The organism is Tenacibaculum sp. 1_MG-2023 (assembly GCF_030547425.1).
Taxonomy (GTDB): domain Bacteria; phylum Bacteroidota; class Bacteroidia; order Flavobacteriales; family Flavobacteriaceae; genus Polaribacter.
The window spans coordinates 1-22,942 of the sequence record NZ_JAUORH010000019.1; the positions used below are offsets into that span (position 1 = coordinate 1).

A 22,942-nucleotide genomic window follows, 5' to 3' on the forward strand; every position below is an offset into this window, starting at 1 on the left:
TTTTTACCTTCAAATTGTTCCATTTATCAGTATTTTAAAGCAAAAAAATACAGATTTTAAATTAATAAGTCAATAATATTTTTTTTAAACGCTTATTATTTATTTAGAATATTTTAACAATATCTACAAAACAATACTAACTTATACAACAAAACAATGCTTTTTTAGTAAAGTAACCATAAACTTATGGTATAAAACAAAAAAACTCCAAACTGTTATTTGGAGTTTTCTTTTGTAAGCTAAGTACTATAAAAGTGTATTAAAAATACTGGCTAACCTCTGTATCAGTATCTAACTCCTCAGCTTCCTTTCCTTGTTTAAATAAACGTGCGGTGTAAGTTCCTCGTAATACAATTGAATCTCCGTTAACCTCTAGCCAGCTACCTTCGCGTAACCCAAGCACAGGTGTTTCATTAAATATATGATACTCTTTAATACGTGTTTCACGCGTTTCACCCATGTGCGTAGAATTAGGATTTGGGTCTAAATAATGTGCGTTAATATTAAACGGAATAAACCCTAAGGTTTTAAAACTTGGTGGGTACACAATAGGCATATCGTTCGTATTCATCATCGTTACTCCACAAATATTACTTCCTGCACTGGTACCTAAATACGGAGTTCCGTTTTCAACCGCTGTAGTTAAATCAGAAAGTATATCGTTTTTATATAGTTGATTTACCAACTCAAACGTATTACCTCCTCCTGTAAAAATAGCCTCCGCTTGCTGAACAGCTTCCTTCGGATTATCAAACTCATGGATACCTACAACTTTTTTATCAATAGTTGCAAAAGCCTTACGAGCTACAGAGGTATATTCATCGTAGGTTTTTCCGCTTGCTCGTGCATACGGTATAAATAATATGGTAGAGGCTTCTTTAAAAAAGTTAGTTAAGGTTGGTAAAATATATGCTAAGTATCCACTTCCATGAACGGTAGATGTGCTTGCTATAAGTAGTTTTTTCATTTGTTTACTATCTATTTAAGTTTAATTAGTGTGAGTTTTAACTCCTCAAAATCAATCTTTCATTATGCTTTATATACTTCAAATTAACAAAAATTTACCATGTCCTTAAAACATTTTTAAGACAAGTAGGTAGTTTATTTGTGATATGAGAAAATTGTTACTTGTTCTTTTTACCATAACTACCTGTGCTATAATTGCTCAAAACACCCCTAAAATTATTACGGGTACTGTGTTTATAGATAGTATTGCTACCCAAGATGTACATATTATTAATAAAAAACTAACGCTTGGTGCTGTTTCTAATGAAAACGGACGCTTTGAAATTTTAGCTTCTGAAAACAACACCTTATTAGTTTCTCACTTAAACCTAGAGTTTAAAGAGGTTACCATTACCCAAGAGCATATAAAAACTAAAAACATTGTAATTTTTGTTGATAGTAAAACGCACATGTTAGATGAGGTTGTGCTTGAAAAGCAAAGAAGTATTTTAGAAATTGATCCCGACATTCTTAACAACGCCCCTGTTGTAAATGCTAAAACCTTAAAACTACCTTATGCCAACGTTATACAACCAAAAGGTGAAAAAACAGTAAAGATAGAATCGGGTTTAGCTATTAGTGTAACGGGACTTATAAATGCACTTAACGGAACAAACAAACGAAAAAAACAATTAAAAAAGATTACTATTGAAGATAGAAATATTGAAAAAATTAGAAAACACTTTACAGATGGCTTTTTTATACGTCAACTAAAAATAAAGAAAGAAAACATCAATCAATTTTTACAAGCCTGTATTTCTAAAGGAATTATAAACCTATATAATAAAGACAAAGTATTAGAACTTACTGCGGTTTTAATTGAAAATAGTAAATCTTCCCCTTACCTACTAGAAAATGAAACTATAAGAGTTACCAAAAAATAATTGCATGATTAAACAACTACCCATCACACTTTTACTACTAATTACTTTAGGAGCTACGGCTCAACAAAAACGAAAATTCGTTTACGGAACTTTAAATGATGAGCTTGGTGCTATACCCAACGCTCATATTATCAACCTAAATACCCAACAAGGTACATTTAGTACCGACTTTGGTAAATTTAGAATTTTAGCAAAACCTAACGATACTTTACAAATATCTTTTGTAGGATACGAAACCAAAAAAATTAAGCTTACCCATATTCATTTTGGAATACAAGAAAATAAAATTACCCTAGTTAAAGTTCCTTTTGAATTGGATGAAGTGGAAGTAAAAAAACACAACTTAATAGGTTCACTTGCTATTGATGCTAAACAAACACCTAAAGATATTGGTATGGAAAAAGCTAAAAAGGCTATTGATTTTTCTATGATTGATTTTCAAGACCCTATTATTATGCCTATTGATGAGATTGATAAAATGGGGGTTCCTAATATGAGAAAAGTAACTGACCCTACTGCTAAATTTGCTGGTGTTGGAGGCGCAATTAGTTTAGGAAAAGATAGTTATTCTGAACAACTAAAAAGAACCCGAAAAACAATACAGTTTAAAGAGAATTTTCCTAAAATGCTCCTCTCAGCATTTGGAGAGTCCTTCTTTTTTAAAGAGCTTAACATACCTAAAGACAAGTATCTTCATTTTTTAGAATATTGCAATCCACTAGAAATAGAAAAATTATATAAACAAAAACAACTTTTGAAAGTGATTGCTATCTTACAACAAGAAAGTAAGAGTTATTTAAAAGTAATTAGTAACTAAACACATGAAAAATATACTCCCTTCAATTATTTGTCTGTTTTTTATAATAATAGCTACAGCACAAGAAAGTAGAAAATTCTTTTACGCTACCATACAAGATGAAGTAAGCACTATTTCTAACGCACATATTATTAACTTAAATACTAAGCAAGGAACTTTTACTGATAATAATGGTGATTTTAGAATTTTAGCGAAACCTAACGATACTTTACAAGTTACATTCGTAGGTTATGAAACCAAAAATTTTGTGGTAGGTGTTAATCACTTCGGGATACAAGAAAATAGTATCCTACTAAAAAAAGTACCTATTGAGCTGGATGAAGTTGAGGTAAAAAAACATAATTTGCTTGGGTATATTTCTTCTGATTCAAAACATATAAAATCTGAAAAAGTAATCAATGCCGAAACATTAAAACTGCCTTATGCAGGTTCTAGAATACTTACCCCTGCCGAAAGAAGGCTACATACTGCTACAACAAGTTATGGAGGAATAATACCTGTAGATCTATTGCTAAATTGGATGTCTGGAAGATTAAAAAAATTAAAAAAACTTAAGGCTATTGAAGACAAAGAAAAAAGAATAGAAAACATACGCAGTAATTACCACATACTCATTCAACACGAACTAAACATACTAAAAGAAGATATTGACAGGTTTATTTATTTTGCTGAATCAGCAGATAACTTCACTCCTTTTTACCTACATAATGAGGTTACAATGGTAGAATTTTTACAAAAGAAATCAGACGAATTTAAAAAACTTAATCCTAAAAAATACAATTAACACCTCTTCCCTACCTAGTTATTTTGGTAACGCTTTTTTAAAATATTTTGTACCTTTAGGTGTAACTAATCTAACCTAATAAAGTACCATGAAAAAAGCTCTAATTGTCTTATTATTTTTATCTCAACTAGTATTCGCACAAGAAGAACGAAAAACACTTTTTGGAATTGTTTATGATGAAAATGGTGTGTTAGAAAATGCTCATATTGTTAACTTTTCAACAAATCAAGCTACGTTTTCTAACGAGAATGGAGAATACAGACTTTTTGCTAGACCTACAGATTCTATTAGATATAGTAGTATAGGTTATAAAATCATTTATGAAAAACTAACTAAAGCCGACTTTAATACCTACAGAAAAAGGACTACTCTTGAAAAACAAAATTATGAACTAGATGAAGTTTTATTAAGAAATAACGAACTATCAGGTGAACTTGCCAAAGACCTTAGAAAGGTAAAGCGTGATAAAAACTTAGAAATAGCAAATAAAGCTACCGACTTTTCAAATGTTAATTACAGTAATTACCATTCAGACGATTATATAAGTAAACACGTAAAGCCCAATGTGGTTAGAGTTGACCCTACAAAAGCTTTTGAAGGTATGGGAACCACTAATACATTTCCTGTGAAAGACTCAGAAAAACTATGGAAACTTCGTAAAGAGCTAGCTTTTAAAGAAAATATGCCTGCTAAATTACTTAATGAATTAGGAGAAGACTTCTTTTTTGTTGAACTTAAAATTCCTGTTGATAAATATTATCACTTTTTAGAATATTGTAATCCGTTAGGAATAGAAAAACTATATCAAGACCGTGAAGTGTTAAAAGTTATTAAAACCTTTAGAAAAGAACATACAGGGTACCTTAAACTTATTGGAAAAGACTAATTTGGCGCAATAATTGACCTTTACCAACCATGAAAAAACTTTTTGTCTTCTTATTAGTACTTCCCTTACTATCGTTCACTCTCCATAAATACTATGTTGCGTTAACTGAAATTGAATACAGAGAAGATACTCAAAGCGTACAAATGATTATGAATGTTTTTATGGATGATATTGAGCTCGCTATAAATAAAGATTACAACACCAACCTACAAATTGCTACTAAAAACGAGTTACCATCTATTAACGAATATTATTACAAATACTTAAAAACTCATTTTAAAGTAACTATTAATAATAAAGAAGCAGTCTATAAATTTATAGGGAAAGAATACGACGGAAATATTGTTTACTTTTATTTAGAAATAGAAAATGTTTCACTACCTAAGTCAATAAAAATAGAAAACGATATTTTAGTAGATCACTTCCCTGATCAACAAAACCTTATTAAAGCAACTGTTAAAAAGGAGCGTAAAAGTTTGTTTTTATCGAGCGATAATGATAAAGGTTTGTTAAATTTTAAATAAAGCTTCTTTTTTAGTAATAAGATTTCATTAACTTTCCGCTTATTTATTCAAAAACTAATAAGCATATAATGAGAAAATATTCTACGCTATTATTTTCAGCGCTCTTTGTATCAGCTTCTTTATTTGCCCAAGAAGCTCCTAAAAAAGAACGTCAACAAGGTCACACCGACCAAAACAAATTTCGACAATTAAAAGATGTATTAGCAACTCCTAACGATCAACGTACAGCATCAGGAGCGCCAGGTCATGCATACACACAACAAAAAGTTGACTATGTAATGAACTTACGCTTAGATGAAGCTACAGATAGACTGTATGGAGATGAAGATATTACGTACCACAACAACTCTAAAGACCATTTAGAGTATTTATGGTTACAGTTAGATCAAAATATGCGAGCTCCAGATTCTAAATCTCCATTAGCAGAATCTAATGCAGCAAGAAGTTTTCAAACTCCTGATAAGTTTGTGAGTGACAATATGGATAAACCAAAAGCATTTGGTTTTAATATTGAAGCCGTAAAATATGCTGATGGTAGAGATTTACCTCATACTATTAACCGCACGATGATGCGTATTAACTTACCTAAACCATTAGCTCCTGGTGAAGTTTTTAAATTCAAGATAAAGTGGAACTACTTAATTAACAATTCTGTTAAAGACGGTGGTCGTTCTGGTTTTGAATCTTTTCCTGACGGAAATAAAAACTATACTATTGCTCAATTTTTTCCAAGATTATGTGTGTACAACAATGTTGAAGGATGGCAAAACATGCAGTTTTGGGGGCGTAGTGAATGGGCTTTAGAATTTGGTGATTACGATGTGAAAATTACTGTTCCTGCCGATCATGTTTTAGAGGCTACTGGTGAATTACAAAACGAAAAAGAGGTATTAAGTAGAGAACAACGTAAACGTCTTGAAAAAGCTAGAAAGTCTTTTAAAGATCCAGTATTTATTGTTACCCAAAAAGAAGCTGAAGAAAACGAAAAACAAAGAACTACTAAAACTAAAACTTGGCACTTTAAAGCTAACAAAGTACGTGACTTTGCTTTTGCTTCATCAAGAAAATATATTTGGGATGCTATGGCTGTAAATATTAACGGTAAAACTATTATGGCGCTGTCTTTATACCCAAAAGAAGGAAACCCGCTATGGGAAGAGCACTCTACTCGTGTTGTTGCTAATACATTAGAAGAGTATTCTAAAATGACTTTTGATTATCCATACTCTAAAGCAGTATCAATACACGCTAAGCGTCAAGGAATGGAGTATCCTATGATTTGTTTTAACTACGGACGTCCAAATCCTGATGGAACGTATTCTGATAGAGTTAAAAATGGAATGATTGGAGTAATTACTCATGAGGTTGGTCATAACTTCTTCCCTATGATTGTAAACTCTGACGAGCGTCAGTGGACTTGGATGGATGAAGGTTTAAACTCATTTGTTGAAATTTTAGCGGAGTTAGACTACGACCCAAACTTTAACACAGGTAACTTACCTAAAGATATTGTTCGTTACATGAGTTTAGATCAAGATAGGTTAAGCCCTATTATGTCTCAAGGTGATTATGTACATAATTTCGGACCTAATGCTTACACAAAACCAGCTGCTGGTTTATACATGTTGCGTCAAACAATTATGGGACCAGAGTTATTTGACTATGCTTTTAGAACATACTCTAAAAGATGGATGTTTAAGCACCCTACCCCTGCCGATTTCTTTAGAACAATGGAAGATGCTTCTGGTATGGATTTAGACTGGTTTTGGAGAGGTTGGTTCTACACCACTGATTATACTGACATTGGAATTAAAGAGGTTAAGCCTTTATATTTAACCAATAAGCCAAACGAAGAATCTAAAAAAATGCAACAGCAATATCCTTCGTACTTTTCTAAATTAGGTAAGTTAGTTTATTTAACTACTAAGAAGGAAGATGTTAATAAATCTGAAATAGAAGCATACATTAATAGTTTACCTTCAGACAAAAAAGCCAATTTAAAAGATATACCTAATTACATTTATCAAGTTGAGTTTGAAAAACCAGGTGGTTTAGTGATGCCTATTATTGTGGAATTAACGTATGCTGATGGTTCTAAAAAACGTGAAACGTTCCCTGCTCAAATTTGGAAAAGAAATGAGCATAAAGTAAAAAGAGTATTTACTTCTACTCAAGAAATTAAAAGTATTGTTGTAGATCCTGATTTAGAAACTGCCGATATTGATACCTCAAATAACAGTTGGCCTAAACAAACAACAAACAAGTTTGATGCTTTTAAAAAGAAAGCTAAAAACTAATTATATTTTTATTTTAACCTAACAAAAAAGCAGCCTATAGGCTGCTTTTTTATTGCTATTATTTTAACTATTTGCTAAATAACTTATTTACTTCTTCATATGTAAGTAATTTAGAAACTGTCATAATATCTGGATCTCTACTTACATACTGTTGAATTTGTAACATTACAACTCCATCAACTTTAGTATATTTTAACCAGATTACATCTCCATTTGCTTTAATTTTATACGGGTCTCTAGGATTTTCTTCAAAACCTTTTACAATTATTTGATGTAACTTTTCTACATCATTATCTAAGTTTTTAAATGAGAAATGAACATATTCATGGATAGGGTCATTAATGTTCTTATAATAAAAGTTATAAGCTTTATCTCCTATTTTCTCTAAGTAAACGTATTCTATTTTTCCTACTATTTCAGTTTTAGTAGTTTCAATAAATTCAATTTGAGAGTACGAGGCCACAGAAAATAAAAGACCTGCTAATAAAAAAAGTTTTTTCATGAAATTTAAGGGTTTACGTTTGATATTATTTTTAATTTTTAAATATAACTAAAACAACAACGCTTTTTACCCATAAAAAGTATTTTTATCTAATTACTTATTCCTTAAAACACTTTTTAAAAAAAATCTTTAATTAAAAAATAATTTTAAAATTTGACTCGCTAAACACTAGTACCTTATAAATCATTAAAAAAGAAGTAAACAACCAACTCTTTAATAGCTAAATTCTTTAAATATTTTTTATTTTGCAGTTCATATTAATTTATAATCCCTCTAAAAATCATGTCTAAACAAGTTTCGCTTCTCTTCTTAGTGATTTTTACTTGCATTGTATCTTATTCTCAAACAAAAAAAGAATATAACAAGAGTGATTTAGAAAATTTTAAAAAAAAGTTCTACCTCAATAGAGAAATTGGTGTTGATAGTTCTCTATACTATATGGACAGGCTTTTACAAAGCGATGATGTTGCTTATAAAACATTTGGATATGCTGCTACAGAATATTTAAAAGTAAGAGAAAAACAGCCTATAAACATTCCTTTTAAAGATAGTATAAACAAGTATCTACCCAAGATAGCTAAAACCAATAAAAACTTTCCCTTACTATTCGATATCCATATATTATTAGGTAATTCTGATAAAAGAAAAAAGTTAATTAAATCTGCTTTACAAAATTATATAGCAGCTGAAAACTACGCTTTTTTAGCTGAAGATATTGAGCGAACTATTAAAATAAAAGGTAATATAGCGCTTATTTATCAAGATATGGGAGAGTTAGATAAAGCTCTTAATAAGGCAAAAGAAACTCTTGAACTTATAGAAATTAATAAAGAAGCTCTTTCAAATAAATATTATAGTAGTAAGTATAAAAGAATGTTTAATGTTGCTGCCATCTACGCTACTTTGTATAAAAACGATAAAGAAAGGCAACAGTATGCGGACTCTTCTTTACATTACTATAATTCCATACTAAAAACAAAAGAGTTCAATCTTAATAACTACTACACTGGCAAAGTTTATTACGGAAAAGGGACTATTTATACTTTAAAAGAAGAATATTCTAAAGCCAGTTCTTTCCTTGAAAAAAGCTTAGAATTATTTGAAAAAAGTAAATCACAATCATACTTATATAAAGGCTATTATAATAATGCCTATAATTATTATATGTCTAATAAGCTAAACAAAGCAAAAGAGAACTTTCTAAAGGTTTTAAAAATAAAAAAAGACACAATTCTAGATTACAATTATTTACATACACATTACTATCTTTCTAAAATTCATTCTAAGCAAAATAAAATAGACTCTGCTAAATACCATTTAAACACTTTTATTATTGATTATGATAAACTTACTTCAAGAAAAAAACAGCAAATCAATGGAGCTTACAAGATTGATCTTGATAAAAAAATAAAAGAGTTAAAAGAATTAAAAGAATACATTGCTAACAAAAGTTCTTATTACAGAACAATTTTTATAATACTAATCCTCATTCTATTAATTATTAGCTTCTTAGTTGTTAAAAACTCTAAAGAAAAAAGAAAAGCTAATGAAAAACTAGATGAATTATTAGCAAAAATCTCAAAAAAAGAAGATTTAAATGAAAAATCTTTTTCATCACCTAATCCAGTAAAAATAAAAGATGAACAACATCAACAAATTATTAACGGTTTATTAAAAATAGAGGAGAAAAAATACTTTTTAAAAGAAGAGTTTAACCTGTATAATGCGGCTAAAAAAATAGGCACTAATACTACCTACTTATCAAAAATTATTAAAGATTATAAAAAAATGAGCTTTAATGATTATACAAATGAGTTACGAATTAATTATATTATTGGGGTATTAAGCAATGACAAGAAAGTGAGATCATATACAACTCAAGCTATTGGAGAAATAGCTGGATACAAGAACTCTAAGTCCTTTACTCGAATTTTTAAAAAACATATAGGTATAACTCCTTATCAATTTATAGAAAAAATTAATAAAGAGTTATAATGTTATAATTATTTGTAAATACTAAAAACTTTGTACTCATAGCATTTATCTTTACTATCATCTCCAGGAGGTGGTGGTAAACAATCTTCTTCTCCATCTGTATCAGGTCCGCCAAATACTTCTGTATTTAATTTTGCAATTGGGTCTCCTGCAAATATTTTAAATTTTTCTTCTGATGTTAATTCATACTTCATTAACGACTCAATAGATAAGTACTTCATAAGTTTTAATTTTTCAGTTTAGGTAAAGTTAATTTTTTTATCTGTTGTTTTTCTTTTTATCACCCCCACCCTTAAACAAAACAAATAAAACACTAACAAACAGCAATTTAACTATAAATTAATAGTGACATTTTTTTAAAATAGTACCTGCTTTTTTCTTAAATAGTCACTTAATACTCTTCTTTTCCTCTCCTAATCTCCCAATATTTGTAATACATAATTCTTAAATGCCGAACCTGAAAAGCATATAAATAGAGTAAGGAAAATTAAAATTAAGCAACCATGTTAAAATCAATTTCAAGCTTAGGAAACGTTTTGAATAAATCAGAACAAAGAGAAATCAATGGAGGTCAAATTACTTGTCCTAGAGGAACTTTTTTAAAATGTAATTGGATAAGGTGTTGGTGTGAACCTGAATATGTTGAAGAACCTATTGAAGACTTTGATCATTAAAAACTAATAACTAAAACTAATTAATTATGTTAAAGTCAATTTCAAATTTAGGTAATGTTTTAAATAAAACAGAACAAGTAGCTATTAATGGAGGTCAAATTTCATGCCCAAGAGGTCAAGTACTAAGATGTAACTGGTTAGGCTGTTGGTGTGAAGCTGAAATAGATGATACGCCAGAAGAATTTAAAAAATAGATATTCCGTATTGTATAACAACCAGTGTATCTTTTAGGATATACTGGTTGTTTTTATTTTTAAAGTTTACGTTAAGCTTAAAACTTTTACACTAATTTCTTAGCATTTTTAACTTTTTGCTTAGTAAGTGCAATATCAATTACTTCGCTCATGTCAGTTACATAATGGAATGTTAACCCTTTTAAGTAACTTTCTTTTATTTCTTCTATATCTCTTTTATTATCAACACACAAAATAATTTCTTTAATATTAGCTCGTTTCGCTGCTAATATTTTTTCTTTAATTCCGCCTACAGGCAACACTTTACCACGTAACGTAATTTCACCAGTCATTGCTAGCTTATTTTTCACCTTACGTTGCGTAAATACAGATACTAATGATGTTAACATTGTAATACCTGCACTTGGTCCGTCTTTTGGAGTAGCACCTTCTGGTACATGAATATGTACATCATATTTATCTAACACTTCAGGGTTAATACCAAACTCTTCAGCATTAGATTTTATATATTTCATGGCAATGGTTGATGATTCTTTCATAACCGTACCTAAATTACCTGTAATAGAAAGGTTTCCTTTTCCTTTAGAAATGATAGACTCTATAAATAATATATCTCCTCCAACACTCGTCCAAGCTAATCCAGTAACCACACCTGCTACATCGTTATTTTCGTATTTATCACGTTCTAAACGTGCAGGTCCTAAAATAGTTTCTATATCTTCATTTGTCAAAACAACATTGTACTCCTCTTCCATTGCAATAGATTTTGCAGCAAAACGAACTACCTTTGCCACTTGTTTTTCTAAACCACGAACCCCAGATTCACGAGTATATCCTTCTACAATTTTCTCTATTTGCTTTTTACCAACTGTTAAGTGTTCTTTTGATAAACCGTGTTCTTTTAATTGTTTTGGAAACAAGTATTTTTTAGCTATCTCTACTTTTTCTTCAATAGTATAACCAGTTACATTAATAATTTCCATACGGTCACGTAATGCCCATGGAATCTGACTTATATTATTTGCTGTAGCTATAAATAATACTTTAGAAAGATCGTATCCTACTTCTAAATAGTTATCATAAAACGCTGTATTTTGCTCTGGGTCTAACACCTCTAACATTGCTGAAGAAGGATCTCCTTGATGACTTTGACTTAATTTATCTATTTCATCTAATACAAATACTGGATTTGAAGTTCCTGCTTTTTTGATATTCTGAATTAAACGTCCTGGCATCGCTCCAATATACGTTTTACGATGTCCGCGAATTTCAGCTTCATCACGTAAACCACCTAAAGACATACGTACATATTTGCGACCTAATGCTTCTGCAACCGATTTACCTAACGATGTTTTACCTACTCCTGGAGGACCATACAAGCAAATAATTGGCGACTTCATATCTCCACGTAATTTTAAAACAGCTAAATGTTCTATAATACGTTCTTTTACTTTTTCTAAACCGAAATGGTCTCTATCCAGTATTTTTTGAGCTCTTTTTAAGTCAAACTTATCTTTAGAATATTCGCCCCAAGGCAACTCTAACATTAACTCTAAATAGTTACGTTGCACACCGTATTCTGCCATTTGAGGATTCATACGCTTTAAACGACTTAACTCTTTATCAAAAGTTTCACCAACCTCTTTACTCCATTTTTTTGACTTTGCCTTAGTACGCATTTCATCTAGCTCTTGCTCATGAGAAACACCACCTAGTTCATCTTGAATGGTTTTTAATTGTTGGTTTAAATAATACTCACGTTGTTGCTGGTCTAAATCAGAACGTGTTTTAGACTGAATATCGTTACGTAACTGTAGTTTTTGAAGCTCTTTATCTAAATTCTTTAAAGTTAACAACGCACGTTCTTTTAAGTTGTCTTTCTCTAACAATACTTGTTTTTGCGCTACGCTTAACTCCATATTTGATGAAATAAAATTCACCAAAAACGAACTAGATTGAATATTTTTTATAGCAAATGATGCTTCTGAAGGCAACATTGGGTTTTCTTTAATTACCTCTAATGCTAAATCTTTAATCGATTCGATAATTGCATCAAATTCTTTTTGATCGTCAACTTCTCGTTCATCAACAGCTTCTTTTACCTTTGCTTTTAAATAAGGCTGTTCTTGCGTAATTTCTTCTATTTCAAAACGCTTCTTACCTTGAATAATAACCGTTGTGTTACCATCAGGCATTTTTAACACACGTAATATTTGTGCTACGACACCTGTTTGATAAATATCATCTAACCCAGGATCTTCAACTTCGCTATTTCTTTGTGCAACTACTCCAACAACTTTATCTCCTTTATTTGCATCTTTAATTAACTGAATAGATTTATCTCTACCTGCAGTAATTGGTATCACAACTCCAGGAAATAATACTGTATTACGTAACGGAAGAATTGGTAACTCTTCAGGAATACTTTCTCTATTTATTAATTCTTCATCTTCTGGTGTTAATAATGGAATTAATTCTGAATCTTCATTAAAAACATCTTGAAGCGACAAATTGTCTAAATGTAATATTTTTGATTTGCTCATATCTTACTTATTCTGTCATAGTGGCACTTTAATTTTTTCACTTCAAAGAAAACCACTTTTTTAAAATCATAAACTACTGATAAACAAAAGAATACAATCATCTTTATACTTATCTTACTATCTATATTTCAATTCTTATGCCAACAAAAGCTATAAATAACTTAAATTGTAACTTATTTTATTCCGAGTCGTCTTACTAATATCGTTTTCAATAAAAACTAACCAAAAAATGAAAATTAAACTTTTATTCCTTTCCTTTATACTAGTATTTGCTAGTTGTACTTCTAAATCAAACTCCCCAGAATTTATAAAAAAAGCCGCTGGACGCTATTATTTTAATGCTGATGAAATTATAGAAGTTACTTTTAATGAAAATAACAAATTACTCATAAAATGGCGTAATCAAAATTTAGAGCCTTTAAAAGTTAATGATTCTTCTTTTTATGTTCGAGAATTGAATGAAAAACTAATTTTTAATACTTCTCATAATAAAATTGAATTGGCTGAAAAACGTGAACATGAAGGTAAAAAATATGTATTTAAAAAATTAAAAAAAGGAGAAAAAACACCAAGCGAACATTTGGCTGATGGTAATTTTGAAGCAGCTCTAAAAGGTTATAAAGCCATTAAAGTAAAAGACAGTTTAAACCCTGTAATCAGAGAACGAAATATGAATAGATTAGGATATCAATATCTTAGAAAAGACGAGTTTGAAAATGCCCTTAATGTTTTTAAAATTAATATTGAATTGTATCCTAACAGCTCAAATACTTATGATAGTACCGCTGATGCTTATACCAGAATGAAAGATACAGTGAACGCTATTGAATACTATAAAAAAGCTTTAGCTATTAACCCTGAAAACAGAAGCTCTAAGAGAAACTTAGAAAAACTGACTTTAAAGAAAGAGGAATAAATAATCTTGAAAGTTTTTTAAAGTAAAATTAACATCGCTATACCTACAAACACTACAATTTGCGCCCATTTTAAATATATTCCCACCTTTTTGTGCTGTTTAATGTAATTAGAAATTTTTCCTGCCAAAATAGCAATGGAAGAAAATATTAAAAAAGATGTTAAAATGAATAATCCTCCTAATACATAAAATTGGAGTACGTTTGACAAGCTGTCAGAAAACAAAAACTGTGGGAAAAACGCCAAAAAGAAAATTGTAACCTTGGGGTTTAGCACATTCATCCAAAAACCTGTTTTGAATAATTGTAATGTTGATTTTTTCTGAACATTATCCGTAGAAAAAGCAATTTTTGCATCGCTTTTATATACTTGAAAAGCTAAATACAGTAAATATCCTGCTCCAAATAGCTTGATGATGAAAAATAAATTCGGGTTTTGTTTGATGATTTCCGATACTCCAAAAGCCACCAAAGTTGTATGGATGATACATCCAGTCATTAAGCCAACAACCGTAGCTAACCCATATTTTTTACCATTGACGATACTTTGGGTTAACACAAAAATATTATCAGGTCCTGGTGAAAATGCTAAGGTAGCCGTAGCTAATACAAAAGATATAAGGGTTTCTAGCATAAATTAACTTTCAGCTAAAATAGCCTTATTGATTCTTTTTACCAAACTAGGTCCTTCGTAAATAAAACCTGTATAAATCTGTACTAAATCTGCACCTGCATTTAGCTTTTCTAAGGCATCTTTTTCAGAATGGATACCTCCTACCCCAATAATTGGAAATCCTTTGTTAGAGTTATCTGCTAAATATTGAATCACTCTCGTACTTCTATCTTTAACTGGTTGTCCACTTACACCTCCATTACCTATTTCTTGTAAACGTTCTTTAGAAGCTTTTAAATTATCTCTATTTACTGAGGTATTTGATGCTATTACTCCATCAATTTTAGTTTCAGCAATCAATTCAATAATTTCATCTAATTGTTGGTTGTTTAAGTCTGGAGCAATTTTTAATAGAATTGGTTTGCTTCGACTACTCTCAACAACCGATAATTCTTTACCAATCTTTTGCACCTCAGTGATTAATTCCTTTAAATAATCAGCATCTTCTAACTTTGCGTGACTCGATACATTTGGGCAGCTTACATTCAACACAAAATAATCTACATACGGGTGTAATCCTTTAAAACACGCTACATAGTCTTCTGTATAATTTTCGGGAGCTGTATTCGTATTCTTACCAATATTTCCTCCTATAATAATTTTTCCTTTGTTCTTTTTTAATTGTTCAATCGCTGCTGCTAACCCTTCATTATTAAATCCCATTCGGTTGATAATTCCTTTATCATCTTTTAAACGAAATAATCTTTTTTTCGGGTTTCCAATCTGACCTTTAGGCGTTACGGTACCAATTTCAACAAAACCAAATCCAAAATTAGCCAACTCATTATACAGTACTGCATTTTTATCAAATCCTGCTGCTAACCCTACAGGGTTTTTAAACGTTAATCCAAATAAATTACGTTCTAACTTTTTATCGTTTACTTGATACATTCCTCTAAAAATAGAAGACATTCCCGGTATTTTAGATAGAAACTTTACGAGTGAAAATGTAAAGTGGTGAATCTTTTCAGGATCAAAAAGGAAAAAAATTGGGCGAATCAGTAATTTATACATTAGTTTATTTTAAATGTTCTTTGTTAAATATAAAAAAAGCTCCAAAAATGGAGCTTCTGAATTATCGTAACACAGCGTCTAAATTCTTTTCGAATGTTTGCTGTAATTTCTGCATTATCTTATCTATTTGTTTATCTGCCAACGTTTTGTTTTCGTCTTGTAATACAAAACTTACTGCGTATGACTTTTTACCTTCTGGTAACTTGTCTCCTTCATACACATCAAACAAATCAACTTCTTTTAAAAGCTTTCTTTCTGATTGAAATGCTAAGTTATAAATTTCTTTGAACTCAACTTTATTATCAAGCAACAACGCTAAATCACGCTTCACAGCTGGGAATTTAGGTAAATCAGTTGCTTTTATGTTTCTGTTACCTACTAAACTTAAAATATTTTGCCAGTTAAAATCAGCAAATAATACTTCTTGTTTAATTGAAAATTCTTTTAAAATTGTTCTTTTAACAACTCCTAACTCTACTAATTTAGTTTTCCCTAAGCTTAACGTAATTCCTTCAGAAAACACATCTGATTTTGTTGGGGTGGTTTTTAACTTCTCAATTCCTAAACGACTTAATAAAGCTGTTACAACTCCTTTAACATAAAAGAAGTCTGATACTTGCGTAGCTACCTTCCAGCTATCTTGTGTTTTATTACCAGTAACAAATAACGTTAAATGCTTGTCTTCTTGGTATCCACTTTCGTATTTGTGATACGTTTTACCAAACTCGTAAAACTTTAATGAATTGTTCTTTCTGTTAATATTGTACGCTACAGATTCTAAACCACTAAATAGCAACGATTGACGCATTACTTTTAAGTCGTTACTTAACGGATTCAACATTTCAACGTTAAAATCAGCGTTTAAGTTCTCTGACAACTCAATATAATCAGCTTTCGTTAACGAATTCGCCATAGTTTCGTTAAAACCTAACGATGTTAACTGGTCTGCTACTATGTTTTCAATTTTTACGTCTTTATCACTATCAAAAGAAATTGACGTATTCAGTTTATGAGAAAACTCTATATTGTTATATCCGTAAACACGTAAGATTTCTTCAATAATATCAGCCTCACGTTGTACATCTACTCTATAAGAAGGTACCACTAACCCTAAACCAGCTTCAGTAACACTATTTATTTTAATATCTAGTGAAGCTAAAATCTTTTTAATGGTTTCTTTCGGAATTTCCTGACCTATTAATTTGTATGCATTATCAAATGATAAGAATACCTCAAAATCTTCCACCTTTACTGGGTAAAAATCTAAAATATCAGAAGACATTTTTCCTCCTGCATATTCTTCAATTAATAAAGCAGCACGCTTTAAAGCATATTTTGTCGTGTTAATATCAATTCCTCTTTCAAAACGGAAAGACGCATCGGTATTTAATCCGTGGCGTTTTGCTGTTTTTCTTACTGACACTGGATTAAAGTAAGCACTTTCTAAGAAAATAGAAGTAGTATGCTCTGTAACTCCTGATTGTGCTCCTCCAAACACCCCTCCAATACATAATGGATTATCATCTGCATCACAAATCATAATATCTTCAGAAGATAACTCTCTTTCTACATCATCTAGAGTAGTAAATTTTGTTCCTTCCTCTAAAGTTTTCACTACTACTTTGCCTCCTCTAATTTTAGAAGCATCAAAAGCGTGTAGTGGTTGTCCTAACTCATGCAATACATAGTTAGTAATATCTACAATATTATTTTTTGGAGTTAATCCAATTGCTTTTAATCTGTTTTGAATCCATTCTGGTGATTCTTTTACTTCAACATCAGTAATGGTTATACCACAATAACGAGGTGCTAAATCCTTATCCTCTATTTCTATATCAATTTTATGAGTACGTTCATCTACATGAAAATCTGATACAGATGGAGAAATCAATTCTATATTAGTTCCTTGTTGAATCAATCCAGCTCTTAAATCGCGTGCAACACCGTAATGACTCATTGCATCTGCACGGTTTGGAGTTAAACCAATTTCAAAAACATAATCTGTCTCAATATTAAAAACTTCCGAACAAGGAGTACCTGGAACCAAACTCTCGTCTAACACCATAATACCATCATGACTTTGTCCTAAATCTAATTCGTCTTCAGCACAAATCATTCCATGACTTACTTCTCCTCGTATCTTTCCTTTTTTAATTTTAAACCCTTCTCCTTTTTCATCATACAATATAGTCCCAACTGTAGCTACAGGAACTTTCTGACCTGCCGCAACATTTGGTGCACCGCATACAATTTGTACAGGGTTACCATCTCCTAAATCAACAGTAGTAACTTTTAGTTTGTCTGCATTAGCATGCTTTTCACAAGTTTTCACCTCTCCTACGACAACTCCTTTTAGGCTTCCTTTAATACTCTCTACAGTTTCTATTCCTTCAACTTCAAGACCCAAATCAGTTAATAACTCACCTGTTTTCTCAGCTTCCCAATCTGTTTGTAAAAATTGTTGTAACCAATTGTATGATATCTTCATAATCAATCTCTAATTTTAGCGTGCAAATTTACGCAAAATAAAGGAAAAACTATAAACTAGTTATCTACAAAAGATATACTATTGATTATTAACCTTTTGATAACATCAAAAAATTATATTTTTTATTGATTTGCAGGATATTAACAAAAATTTAACTTTTTCAATAAAACATTATGAAACACAAACTACTCTTCTTCTTTTTAATAGCTTCATTAGCTGTTTTTTCACAAATCCCTTCATATTACAACGATGTTAATTTGAATTTATCTGGTTCAGCATTAAAAAATGAGCTGGCTACTAAGATTATTAATACACATACAACAAACCTGTCATACACACCTGGTGTGTGGAATGCACTTAAACAAACTGATTTAGATCCTAACGACGCTAGTAAGGTTTTATTAGTTTATGGGTATAGTGATACTGACGGTAATTATGTAACCAATAGAACTAGAAGTAAAGACGCTAACGGTGGTAGTGCTGGTACACAATGGAACAGAGAACATGTATATCCTAAATCCTTAGGAAGTCCTAATTTAGGAACTTCTGGACCGGGAGCAGATGCTCATCATTTAAGACCTGCTGATATTTCTTTCAACTCTCAAAGAGGTAGTAAAAAATTTGTAAATGGTTCTGGTAATGCTGGTAGTGTTTCTGGAGGTTGGTACCCTGGAGATGAATGGAAAGGTGATGTTGCTCGTATGATGATGTATATGTATTTACGTTACGGTAACCAATGTTTACCTACGGGTGTTGGTACAGGATCAACAATGGCTTCAGATGCTAATATGCTTGCTATGTTTATTCAGTGGAATGTAGATGATCCAGTATCTGACTTTGAAAAGCAACGCAATCCTATTTTAGAAGGAATTCAAGGAAACCGTAATCCATTTATTGATAATCCTGCATTTGCCACTGAAATATGGGGAGGCCCTCAAGCTGAAGATTTATTTGGTGGCGGTAATGGATCAGATACCCAAGCTCCTACTGCTCCTACTAACTTATCCGCTTCTAACATTACAGAAACTACAGTTAACTTAACTTGGTCTGCATCTACTGACAATGTTGGTGTAACTGGATATGATGTATATAATGGAGCTACTAAAGTAACTACAACCTCTTCAACTTCTTATACTGTTACAAGTTTAACAGCGGCTACTAATTATACTTTTTCTGTAAAAGCTAAAGATGCTGCCAATAATATCTCTTCTTCAAGTAATTCTGTTTCTATGACAACTGACACTAGTTCAGGTGGAGGAAATGGAACAGCTACAGATTTATTAATTTCTGAATATATAGAAGGTTCTTCAAATAATAAAGCTATTGAAATTGCTAATTTCACTGGAGCCAGTGTAAACTTATCAGGGTATTCATTAAAGAAAGCTGCCAATGGTGGTGGATGGACCAATACATTAACTTTAAGTGGTCAACTAACAAACGGTAATGTTTATGTTATCGCTAATAGCAGTGCTTCTAGTACAATACTTAACAAAGCTGACAGAACAGACACAGGTGTAATATCTTTTAACGGAAACGATGCTGTTGGTTTATTCAAAGGAAGTACTCTTATCGATTTGATTGGAGATCCTAACAGCTCTTCAACGTTTGCGCAAGACAAAACAATGCAAAGAAAATTTTCTGTTACATCTCCTAACAGTTCTTATACAACTTCTGAATGGAATATATTAGCAAAAGATATATTCAGCGGCTTGGGAAACCACAGCATTGATGGAGGAGCTTCTACCCCAGACACAACTGCTCCATCTGCGCCAACTAATGTTGCTGCTTCAAATATTACACAAACTTCTGTTAATTTAAGCTGGACTGCTTCAACTGACAATATTGGTGTTACTGGATACGATGTTTATCAAGGAAGTACAAAAATAACAACTGTTACCACTACGAGCTATTCTGTTAGTGGATTAACAACCTCTACAAGTTATACGTTTTCTGTAAAAGCAAAAGATGCAGCTAACAATATTTCTTCTTCTAGTAATACGGTAAACGTAACAACTTTAGCAAACACCGTTTCTTATTGTAGTGCAAAAGGAAATAATGCAAATTATGAGTGGATTGACAACGTTGTTATTGGAGGAATTTCAAATACTACTGGAGGAAATGATGGATATGGAGACTTTACTTCTTTAACTGGAAACTTACCTTACAGAAGTAATACTATTGTAGTAAGCGCTGGGTTTTCTAGTTCTTCTTATACTGAATATTGGAAAGTTTGGATTGATTTTAATAAAAATGGAACTTTTGAATCTTCTGAGGAAGTTGTTAGCGGTTCTTCATCTAGTTCTGGTAACTTATCATACAGCTTTTCTGTACCTACCTCTGCTTTATCAGGAGCTACACGAATGCGTGTTTCTATGAAATGGGATGCAGCTCCATCTGCTTGTGAAACATTTTCTTATGGAGAAGTAGAAGACTACACTGTTAATATAGGTAGTAGCTCTAAAGGTATAGGAAGCCATAATATTATTATTGACGGAAAGTTAGGAAATGAAACTTCTATTTTCGATGCTAGTGTTTCACCAAACCCTAGTGTTGATTTCGTAAAAATTAAATTAGCAGATGACAGAAATGCTACTTTTAAGGTTACAACCTTAACAGGCAAACAAGTTTTAACAGGAAAAGTTACTCATAACAATCTTAACATTTCAAGTTTGAATAGCGGAATTTATATTCTTGAAGTAAACGACGGTCAAAAATCTTTTACTAAAAAGATTATCAAAAAATAGTTTATAGCTATATAATATAAAAAGAGCTTCCAAAATAGGAAGCTCTTTGTTTTTTTATCAAAATTAAGAGCTAAACTTCAATCGTAGTTTTTGATTCTTTTGAAGAAAACACATAAGTATACAACCACATAAGAGTAAATGTTGGTATAACATCTAACCCAGGCATTGCTTCTTCAATAAAAGCAATGGCTCCTGCTACTTTACCTTTATTTCCTTTATACATTTTTGTCATTATATACGCAGATGCTGGTGCCCAAACAATATCAGACAACTCTCCAAGCCCAGGTATTAAATAAGATACATACCCAATAGCGTCAAACAATAAACTTAATGCTAGTTTTTGGTACTTTTTTTCTTTATTCATTTAGTATTAAATTAATTCCACACTTAACAAATCAAAATTCAAGCCAAAATTTACAACTTTTATCTTGTAAATTGATAAGTTTGTTCTAAAATACTAAAAACGAATGACTTTTTCTGATTTCATCAATCAAATAGAAAAATTACAGCAAAAACAATTGGGTGGTTTAACATCTCAATTTAAATTAGCTCCCAAACTAAGAACACGATTTTCAGAAGAATTAATACAAAGTAAAAATCCAAGAAAAGCAGCTGTTTTAGCATTATTTTACCCTGACAGTAACAATCAAACTCGTTTTTTACTTACTGAAAGAGCCAGTTATAACGGGGCACATTCATCACAAATTAGCTTTCCTGGAGGGAAATTTGATAAAGAAGATAACAACCTACGAACAACTGCTTTACGTGAAACTTATGAAGAAGTTGGGGTACACTATGAATCTATTGTAGTAATACGACAAACTTCTGATGCTTATATTCCTCCTAGTAATTTTTTAGTAGCTCCATTTATAGGGATTTCGGAAAAAACACCTCGCTTTACTCCGAATGAAGAAGTCGCTAAAATTATTGAAGTGTTATTGGCTGATTTACTAGACGACTCAAACTTAACTTCTGTAGAGATGGAAACCTCATACATGAAAAATATCGAGGTACCATGCTTTAAATTAAATGATTACATTGTGTGGGGTGCAACTGCCATGATGCTTTCAGAAATTAAAGATTTATTTAAATAGTTTTTTTTATGGTTTTCTTTTGTAATTTAGCATTTACACTAATAAAACCTGATTATAAAAATGCCTTTATTTAAAAGGAATCCTTTTGGACATATTTTGTTCATTAAAAGATTTTTAATACAAGTTCTCGGAGTTATTTCTCACGGTCGTTACCGTAAGTTTAATGACCTACAAATAGAGGGAATGGATGTTTTAAGAAATCTCCCCAACGAAAAAGTACTGTTTATTTCCAATCATCAAACGTATTTTGCTGATGTAGCAGCAATGTTTCATGTATTTAATGCTGCCTTAAAAGGTAGGGATGATAACATTAGAAACGTAGGCTATTTATGGAATCCTAAATTAAACATATATTATGTTGCCGCAGGTGAAACAATGCGCTCTGGATTGCTTCCAAAAATTTTTGCTTATGTAGGTTCTGTTTCAGTAGAAAGAACTTGGCGTAATGCTGGTAAAAATATTAACAGACAAGTAAAAATGTCTGACATTTCTAATATAGGTAAAGCCTTAGATGACGGTTGGGTAATTACTTTTCCTCAAGGTACGACTACCCCTTTTAAACCTATTCGTCGTGGTACAGCCCATATTATTAAAACCTACAAGCCTATTGTAGTTCCTATAGTAATTGATGGATTTAGACGTTCTTTTGATAAAAAAGGATTGATGATAAAAAAACGTAACGTACTACAATCTATGGTTATTAAAGAACCTTTAGAAATTGATTACGAGAATGAAGATGTAGCTAGCATTGTTGAAAAAATTGAATATGCAATAGAACAACACCCATCTTTTTTAAAGGTATTAACACCAAAACAACTTCGTGAACAAGAAGAATTTATCGAGAAAAGACGTTTTTGGGGAACTGATTAAAGAAAAAGAAAAGAAAGATTAATAACATAAAAATTAACGT

Annotated in this window: 21 protein-coding genes; 13 read left to right on the forward strand and 8 right to left on the reverse strand. The window is 31.1% G+C overall.

Annotation, left to right across the window (positions count from 1 at the left end; translation table 11 throughout):
• Positions 1-259 precede the first annotated feature (259 nt).
• Entirely contained in the window at positions 260-967 is a 708-nt protein-coding gene (pepE, locus tag Q4517_RS12380) for a dipeptidase PepE (protein ID WP_303509885.1), read from the reverse strand.
• 145 nt (positions 968-1,112) lie between these two features.
• Here pepE and Q4517_RS12385 point away from each other — a divergent pair, with 145 nt between their 5' ends.
• The 6 genes from Q4517_RS12385 to Q4517_RS12410 all read left to right on the forward strand — a co-directional run bounded on the left by Q4517_RS12385 (position 1,113) and on the right by Q4517_RS12410 (position 7,197).
• Positions 1,113-1,889, forward strand: a complete 777-nt coding sequence (locus Q4517_RS12385) for a carboxypeptidase-like regulatory domain-containing protein (RefSeq protein WP_303509888.1) — start codon at positions 1,113-1,115, stop codon at positions 1,887-1,889.
• 4 nt (positions 1,890-1,893) lie between these two features.
• Entirely contained in the window at positions 1,894-2,706 is an 813-nt protein-coding gene (locus Q4517_RS12390) for a carboxypeptidase-like regulatory domain-containing protein (RefSeq protein ID WP_303509890.1), read from the forward strand.
• A gap of 4 nt (positions 2,707-2,710) precedes the next feature.
• Positions 2,711-3,490, forward strand: a complete 780-nt coding sequence (locus Q4517_RS12395) for a carboxypeptidase-like regulatory domain-containing protein (RefSeq protein ID WP_303509893.1) — start codon at positions 2,711-2,713, stop codon at positions 3,488-3,490.
• Between the two features lie 88 nt (positions 3,491-3,578).
• The gene (locus Q4517_RS12400; RefSeq protein WP_303509896.1) at positions 3,579-4,376 is read left to right on the forward strand and encodes a carboxypeptidase-like regulatory domain-containing protein; all 798 of its coding nucleotides are present in this window, start codon (positions 3,579-3,581) and stop codon (positions 4,374-4,376) included.
• A 29-nt stretch (positions 4,377-4,405) separates the two neighbouring features.
• A complete protein-coding gene (locus Q4517_RS12405) occupies positions 4,406-4,900 on the forward strand; it encodes a DUF6702 family protein (RefSeq protein ID WP_303509899.1) in 495 nt (164 codons plus the stop codon).
• Positions 4,901-4,968: 68 nt separating this feature from the next.
• Positions 4,969-7,197, forward strand: a complete 2,229-nt coding sequence (locus tag Q4517_RS12410; protein WP_303509902.1) for a M1 family metallopeptidase — start codon at positions 4,969-4,971, stop codon at positions 7,195-7,197.
• Between the two features lie 67 nt (positions 7,198-7,264).
• Here the strand turns inward: Q4517_RS12410 and Q4517_RS12415 are convergent, their stop codons facing one another.
• Entirely contained in the window at positions 7,265-7,699 is a 435-nt protein-coding gene (locus tag Q4517_RS12415; RefSeq protein ID WP_047789560.1) for a hypothetical protein, read from the reverse strand.
• Positions 7,700-7,981: 282 nt separating this feature from the next.
• Here Q4517_RS12415 and Q4517_RS12420 point away from each other — a divergent pair, with 282 nt between their 5' ends.
• The gene (locus Q4517_RS12420; RefSeq protein ID WP_303509907.1) at positions 7,982-9,694 is read left to right on the forward strand and encodes a helix-turn-helix domain-containing protein; all 1,713 of its coding nucleotides are present in this window, start codon (positions 7,982-7,984) and stop codon (positions 9,692-9,694) included.
• A gap of 8 nt (positions 9,695-9,702) precedes the next feature.
• On the opposite strand, the gene Q4517_RS12425 is transcribed toward Q4517_RS12420, so the two are convergent.
• On the reverse strand, positions 9,703-9,915 hold the full coding sequence (locus Q4517_RS12425; protein WP_303509909.1) for a hypothetical protein: 213 nt from the start codon (positions 9,913-9,915) through the stop codon (positions 9,703-9,705).
• 282 nt (positions 9,916-10,197) lie between these two features.
• Here Q4517_RS12425 and Q4517_RS12430 point away from each other — a divergent pair, with 282 nt between their 5' ends.
• Both Q4517_RS12430 and Q4517_RS12435 read left to right on the forward strand, forming a co-directional pair.
• Positions 10,198-10,368 carry a hypothetical protein gene (locus tag Q4517_RS12430; protein WP_303509911.1) on the forward strand — a complete coding sequence of 57 codons (171 nt, stop codon included), beginning with the start codon at positions 10,198-10,200 and terminating at the stop codon, positions 10,366-10,368.
• Between the two features lie 26 nt (positions 10,369-10,394).
• Positions 10,395-10,562 (forward strand): hypothetical protein, encoded by a 168-nt coding sequence (locus Q4517_RS12435; protein WP_303509913.1) that lies wholly within the window; start codon positions 10,395-10,397, stop codon positions 10,560-10,562.
• An 86-nt stretch (positions 10,563-10,648) separates the two neighbouring features.
• Here Q4517_RS12435 and lon read toward each other — a convergent pair whose 3' ends face one another.
• The gene (gene lon / locus Q4517_RS12440; protein WP_303509917.1) at positions 10,649-13,105 is read right to left on the reverse strand and encodes an endopeptidase La; all 2,457 of its coding nucleotides are present in this window, start codon (positions 13,103-13,105) and stop codon (positions 10,649-10,651) included.
• Positions 13,106-13,334: 229 nt separating this feature from the next.
• Between lon and Q4517_RS12445 the strand changes: the two genes are divergently transcribed.
• A complete protein-coding gene (locus Q4517_RS12445; RefSeq protein WP_303509920.1) occupies positions 13,335-14,021 on the forward strand; it encodes a M48 family metallopeptidase in 687 nt (228 codons plus the stop codon).
• 17 nt (positions 14,022-14,038) lie between these two features.
• Here the strand turns inward: Q4517_RS12445 and Q4517_RS12450 are convergent, their stop codons facing one another.
• The 3 genes from Q4517_RS12450 to pheT form a co-directional block, all read right to left on the reverse strand.
• A complete protein-coding gene (locus Q4517_RS12450) occupies positions 14,039-14,653 on the reverse strand; it encodes a LysE family translocator (RefSeq protein WP_303509923.1) in 615 nt (204 codons plus the stop codon).
• A gap of 3 nt (positions 14,654-14,656) precedes the next feature.
• A complete protein-coding gene (locus Q4517_RS12455; protein WP_303509924.1) occupies positions 14,657-15,706 on the reverse strand; it encodes a quinone-dependent dihydroorotate dehydrogenase in 1,050 nt (349 codons plus the stop codon).
• 61 nt (positions 15,707-15,767) lie between these two features.
• Complete coding sequence (pheT, locus tag Q4517_RS12460; RefSeq protein WP_303509926.1) at positions 15,768-18,194, reverse strand: phenylalanine--tRNA ligase subunit beta; 2,427 nt, start codon at positions 18,192-18,194, stop codon at positions 15,768-15,770.
• Positions 18,195-18,367: 173 nt separating this feature from the next.
• Between pheT and Q4517_RS12465 the strand changes: the two genes are divergently transcribed.
• Positions 18,368-20,938, forward strand: a complete 2,571-nt coding sequence (locus Q4517_RS12465; protein ID WP_303509928.1) for an endonuclease — start codon at positions 18,368-18,370, stop codon at positions 20,936-20,938.
• A gap of 70 nt (positions 20,939-21,008) precedes the next feature.
• Here Q4517_RS12465 and Q4517_RS12470 read toward each other — a convergent pair whose 3' ends face one another.
• On the reverse strand, positions 21,009-21,302 hold the full coding sequence (locus Q4517_RS12470; protein WP_303509930.1) for a hypothetical protein: 294 nt from the start codon (positions 21,300-21,302) through the stop codon (positions 21,009-21,011).
• Positions 21,303-21,405: 103 nt separating this feature from the next.
• On the opposite strand from Q4517_RS12470, the gene Q4517_RS12475 reads away from it, so the two are divergent.
• Entirely contained in the window at positions 21,406-22,032 is a 627-nt protein-coding gene (locus tag Q4517_RS12475) for a CoA pyrophosphatase (RefSeq protein WP_303509932.1), read from the forward strand.
• A gap of 60 nt (positions 22,033-22,092) precedes the next feature.
• On the forward strand, positions 22,093-22,902 hold the full coding sequence (locus Q4517_RS12480; protein WP_303509934.1) for a 1-acyl-sn-glycerol-3-phosphate acyltransferase: 810 nt from the start codon (positions 22,093-22,095) through the stop codon (positions 22,900-22,902).
• Positions 22,903-22,942 lie beyond the last annotated feature (40 nt).

Excerpts from the sequence above, each read along its gene's own strand:
- pepE (WP_303509885.1), bottom strand. The coding sequence starts at position 967 with ATGAAAAAACTACTTATAGCAAGCACATCTACCGTTCATGGAAGTGGA.
- Q4517_RS12385 (WP_303509888.1), top strand. The coding sequence starts at position 1,113 with ATGAGAAAATTGTTACTTGTTCTTTTTACCATAACTACCTGTGCTATA.
- Q4517_RS12390 (WP_303509890.1), top strand. The coding sequence starts at position 1,894 with ATGATTAAACAACTACCCATCACACTTTTACTACTAATTACTTTAGGA.
- Q4517_RS12395 (WP_303509893.1), top strand. The coding sequence starts at position 2,711 with ATGAAAAATATACTCCCTTCAATTATTTGTCTGTTTTTTATAATAATA.
- Q4517_RS12400 (WP_303509896.1), top strand. The coding sequence starts at position 3,579 with ATGAAAAAAGCTCTAATTGTCTTATTATTTTTATCTCAACTAGTATTC.
- Q4517_RS12405 (WP_303509899.1), top strand. The coding sequence starts at position 4,406 with ATGAAAAAACTTTTTGTCTTCTTATTAGTACTTCCCTTACTATCGTTC.
- Q4517_RS12410 (WP_303509902.1), top strand. The coding sequence starts at position 4,969 with ATGAGAAAATATTCTACGCTATTATTTTCAGCGCTCTTTGTATCAGCT.
- Q4517_RS12415 (WP_047789560.1), bottom strand. The coding sequence starts at position 7,699 with ATGAAAAAACTTTTTTTATTAGCAGGTCTTTTATTTTCTGTGGCCTCG.
- Q4517_RS12420 (WP_303509907.1), top strand. The coding sequence starts at position 7,982 with ATGTCTAAACAAGTTTCGCTTCTCTTCTTAGTGATTTTTACTTGCATT.
- Q4517_RS12425 (WP_303509909.1), bottom strand. The coding sequence starts at position 9,915 with ATGAAGTACTTATCTATTGAGTCGTTAATGAAGTATGAATTAACATCA.
- Q4517_RS12430 (WP_303509911.1), top strand. The coding sequence starts at position 10,198 with ATGTTAAAATCAATTTCAAGCTTAGGAAACGTTTTGAATAAATCAGAA.
- Q4517_RS12435 (WP_303509913.1), top strand. The coding sequence starts at position 10,395 with ATGTTAAAGTCAATTTCAAATTTAGGTAATGTTTTAAATAAAACAGAA.
- lon (WP_303509917.1), bottom strand. The coding sequence starts at position 13,105 with ATGAGCAAATCAAAAATATTACATTTAGACAATTTGTCGCTTCAAGAT.
- Q4517_RS12445 (WP_303509920.1), top strand. The coding sequence starts at position 13,335 with ATGAAAATTAAACTTTTATTCCTTTCCTTTATACTAGTATTTGCTAGT.
- Q4517_RS12450 (WP_303509923.1), bottom strand. The coding sequence starts at position 14,653 with ATGCTAGAAACCCTTATATCTTTTGTATTAGCTACGGCTACCTTAGCA.
- Q4517_RS12455 (WP_303509924.1), bottom strand. The coding sequence starts at position 15,706 with ATGTATAAATTACTGATTCGCCCAATTTTTTTCCTTTTTGATCCTGAA.
- pheT (WP_303509926.1), bottom strand. The coding sequence starts at position 18,194 with ATGAAGATATCATACAATTGGTTACAACAATTTTTACAAACAGATTGG.
- Q4517_RS12465 (WP_303509928.1), top strand. The coding sequence starts at position 18,368 with ATGAAACACAAACTACTCTTCTTCTTTTTAATAGCTTCATTAGCTGTT.
- Q4517_RS12470 (WP_303509930.1), bottom strand. The coding sequence starts at position 21,302 with ATGAATAAAGAAAAAAAGTACCAAAAACTAGCATTAAGTTTATTGTTT.
- Q4517_RS12475 (WP_303509932.1), top strand. The coding sequence starts at position 21,406 with ATGACTTTTTCTGATTTCATCAATCAAATAGAAAAATTACAGCAAAAA.
- Q4517_RS12480 (WP_303509934.1), top strand. The coding sequence starts at position 22,093 with ATGCCTTTATTTAAAAGGAATCCTTTTGGACATATTTTGTTCATTAAA.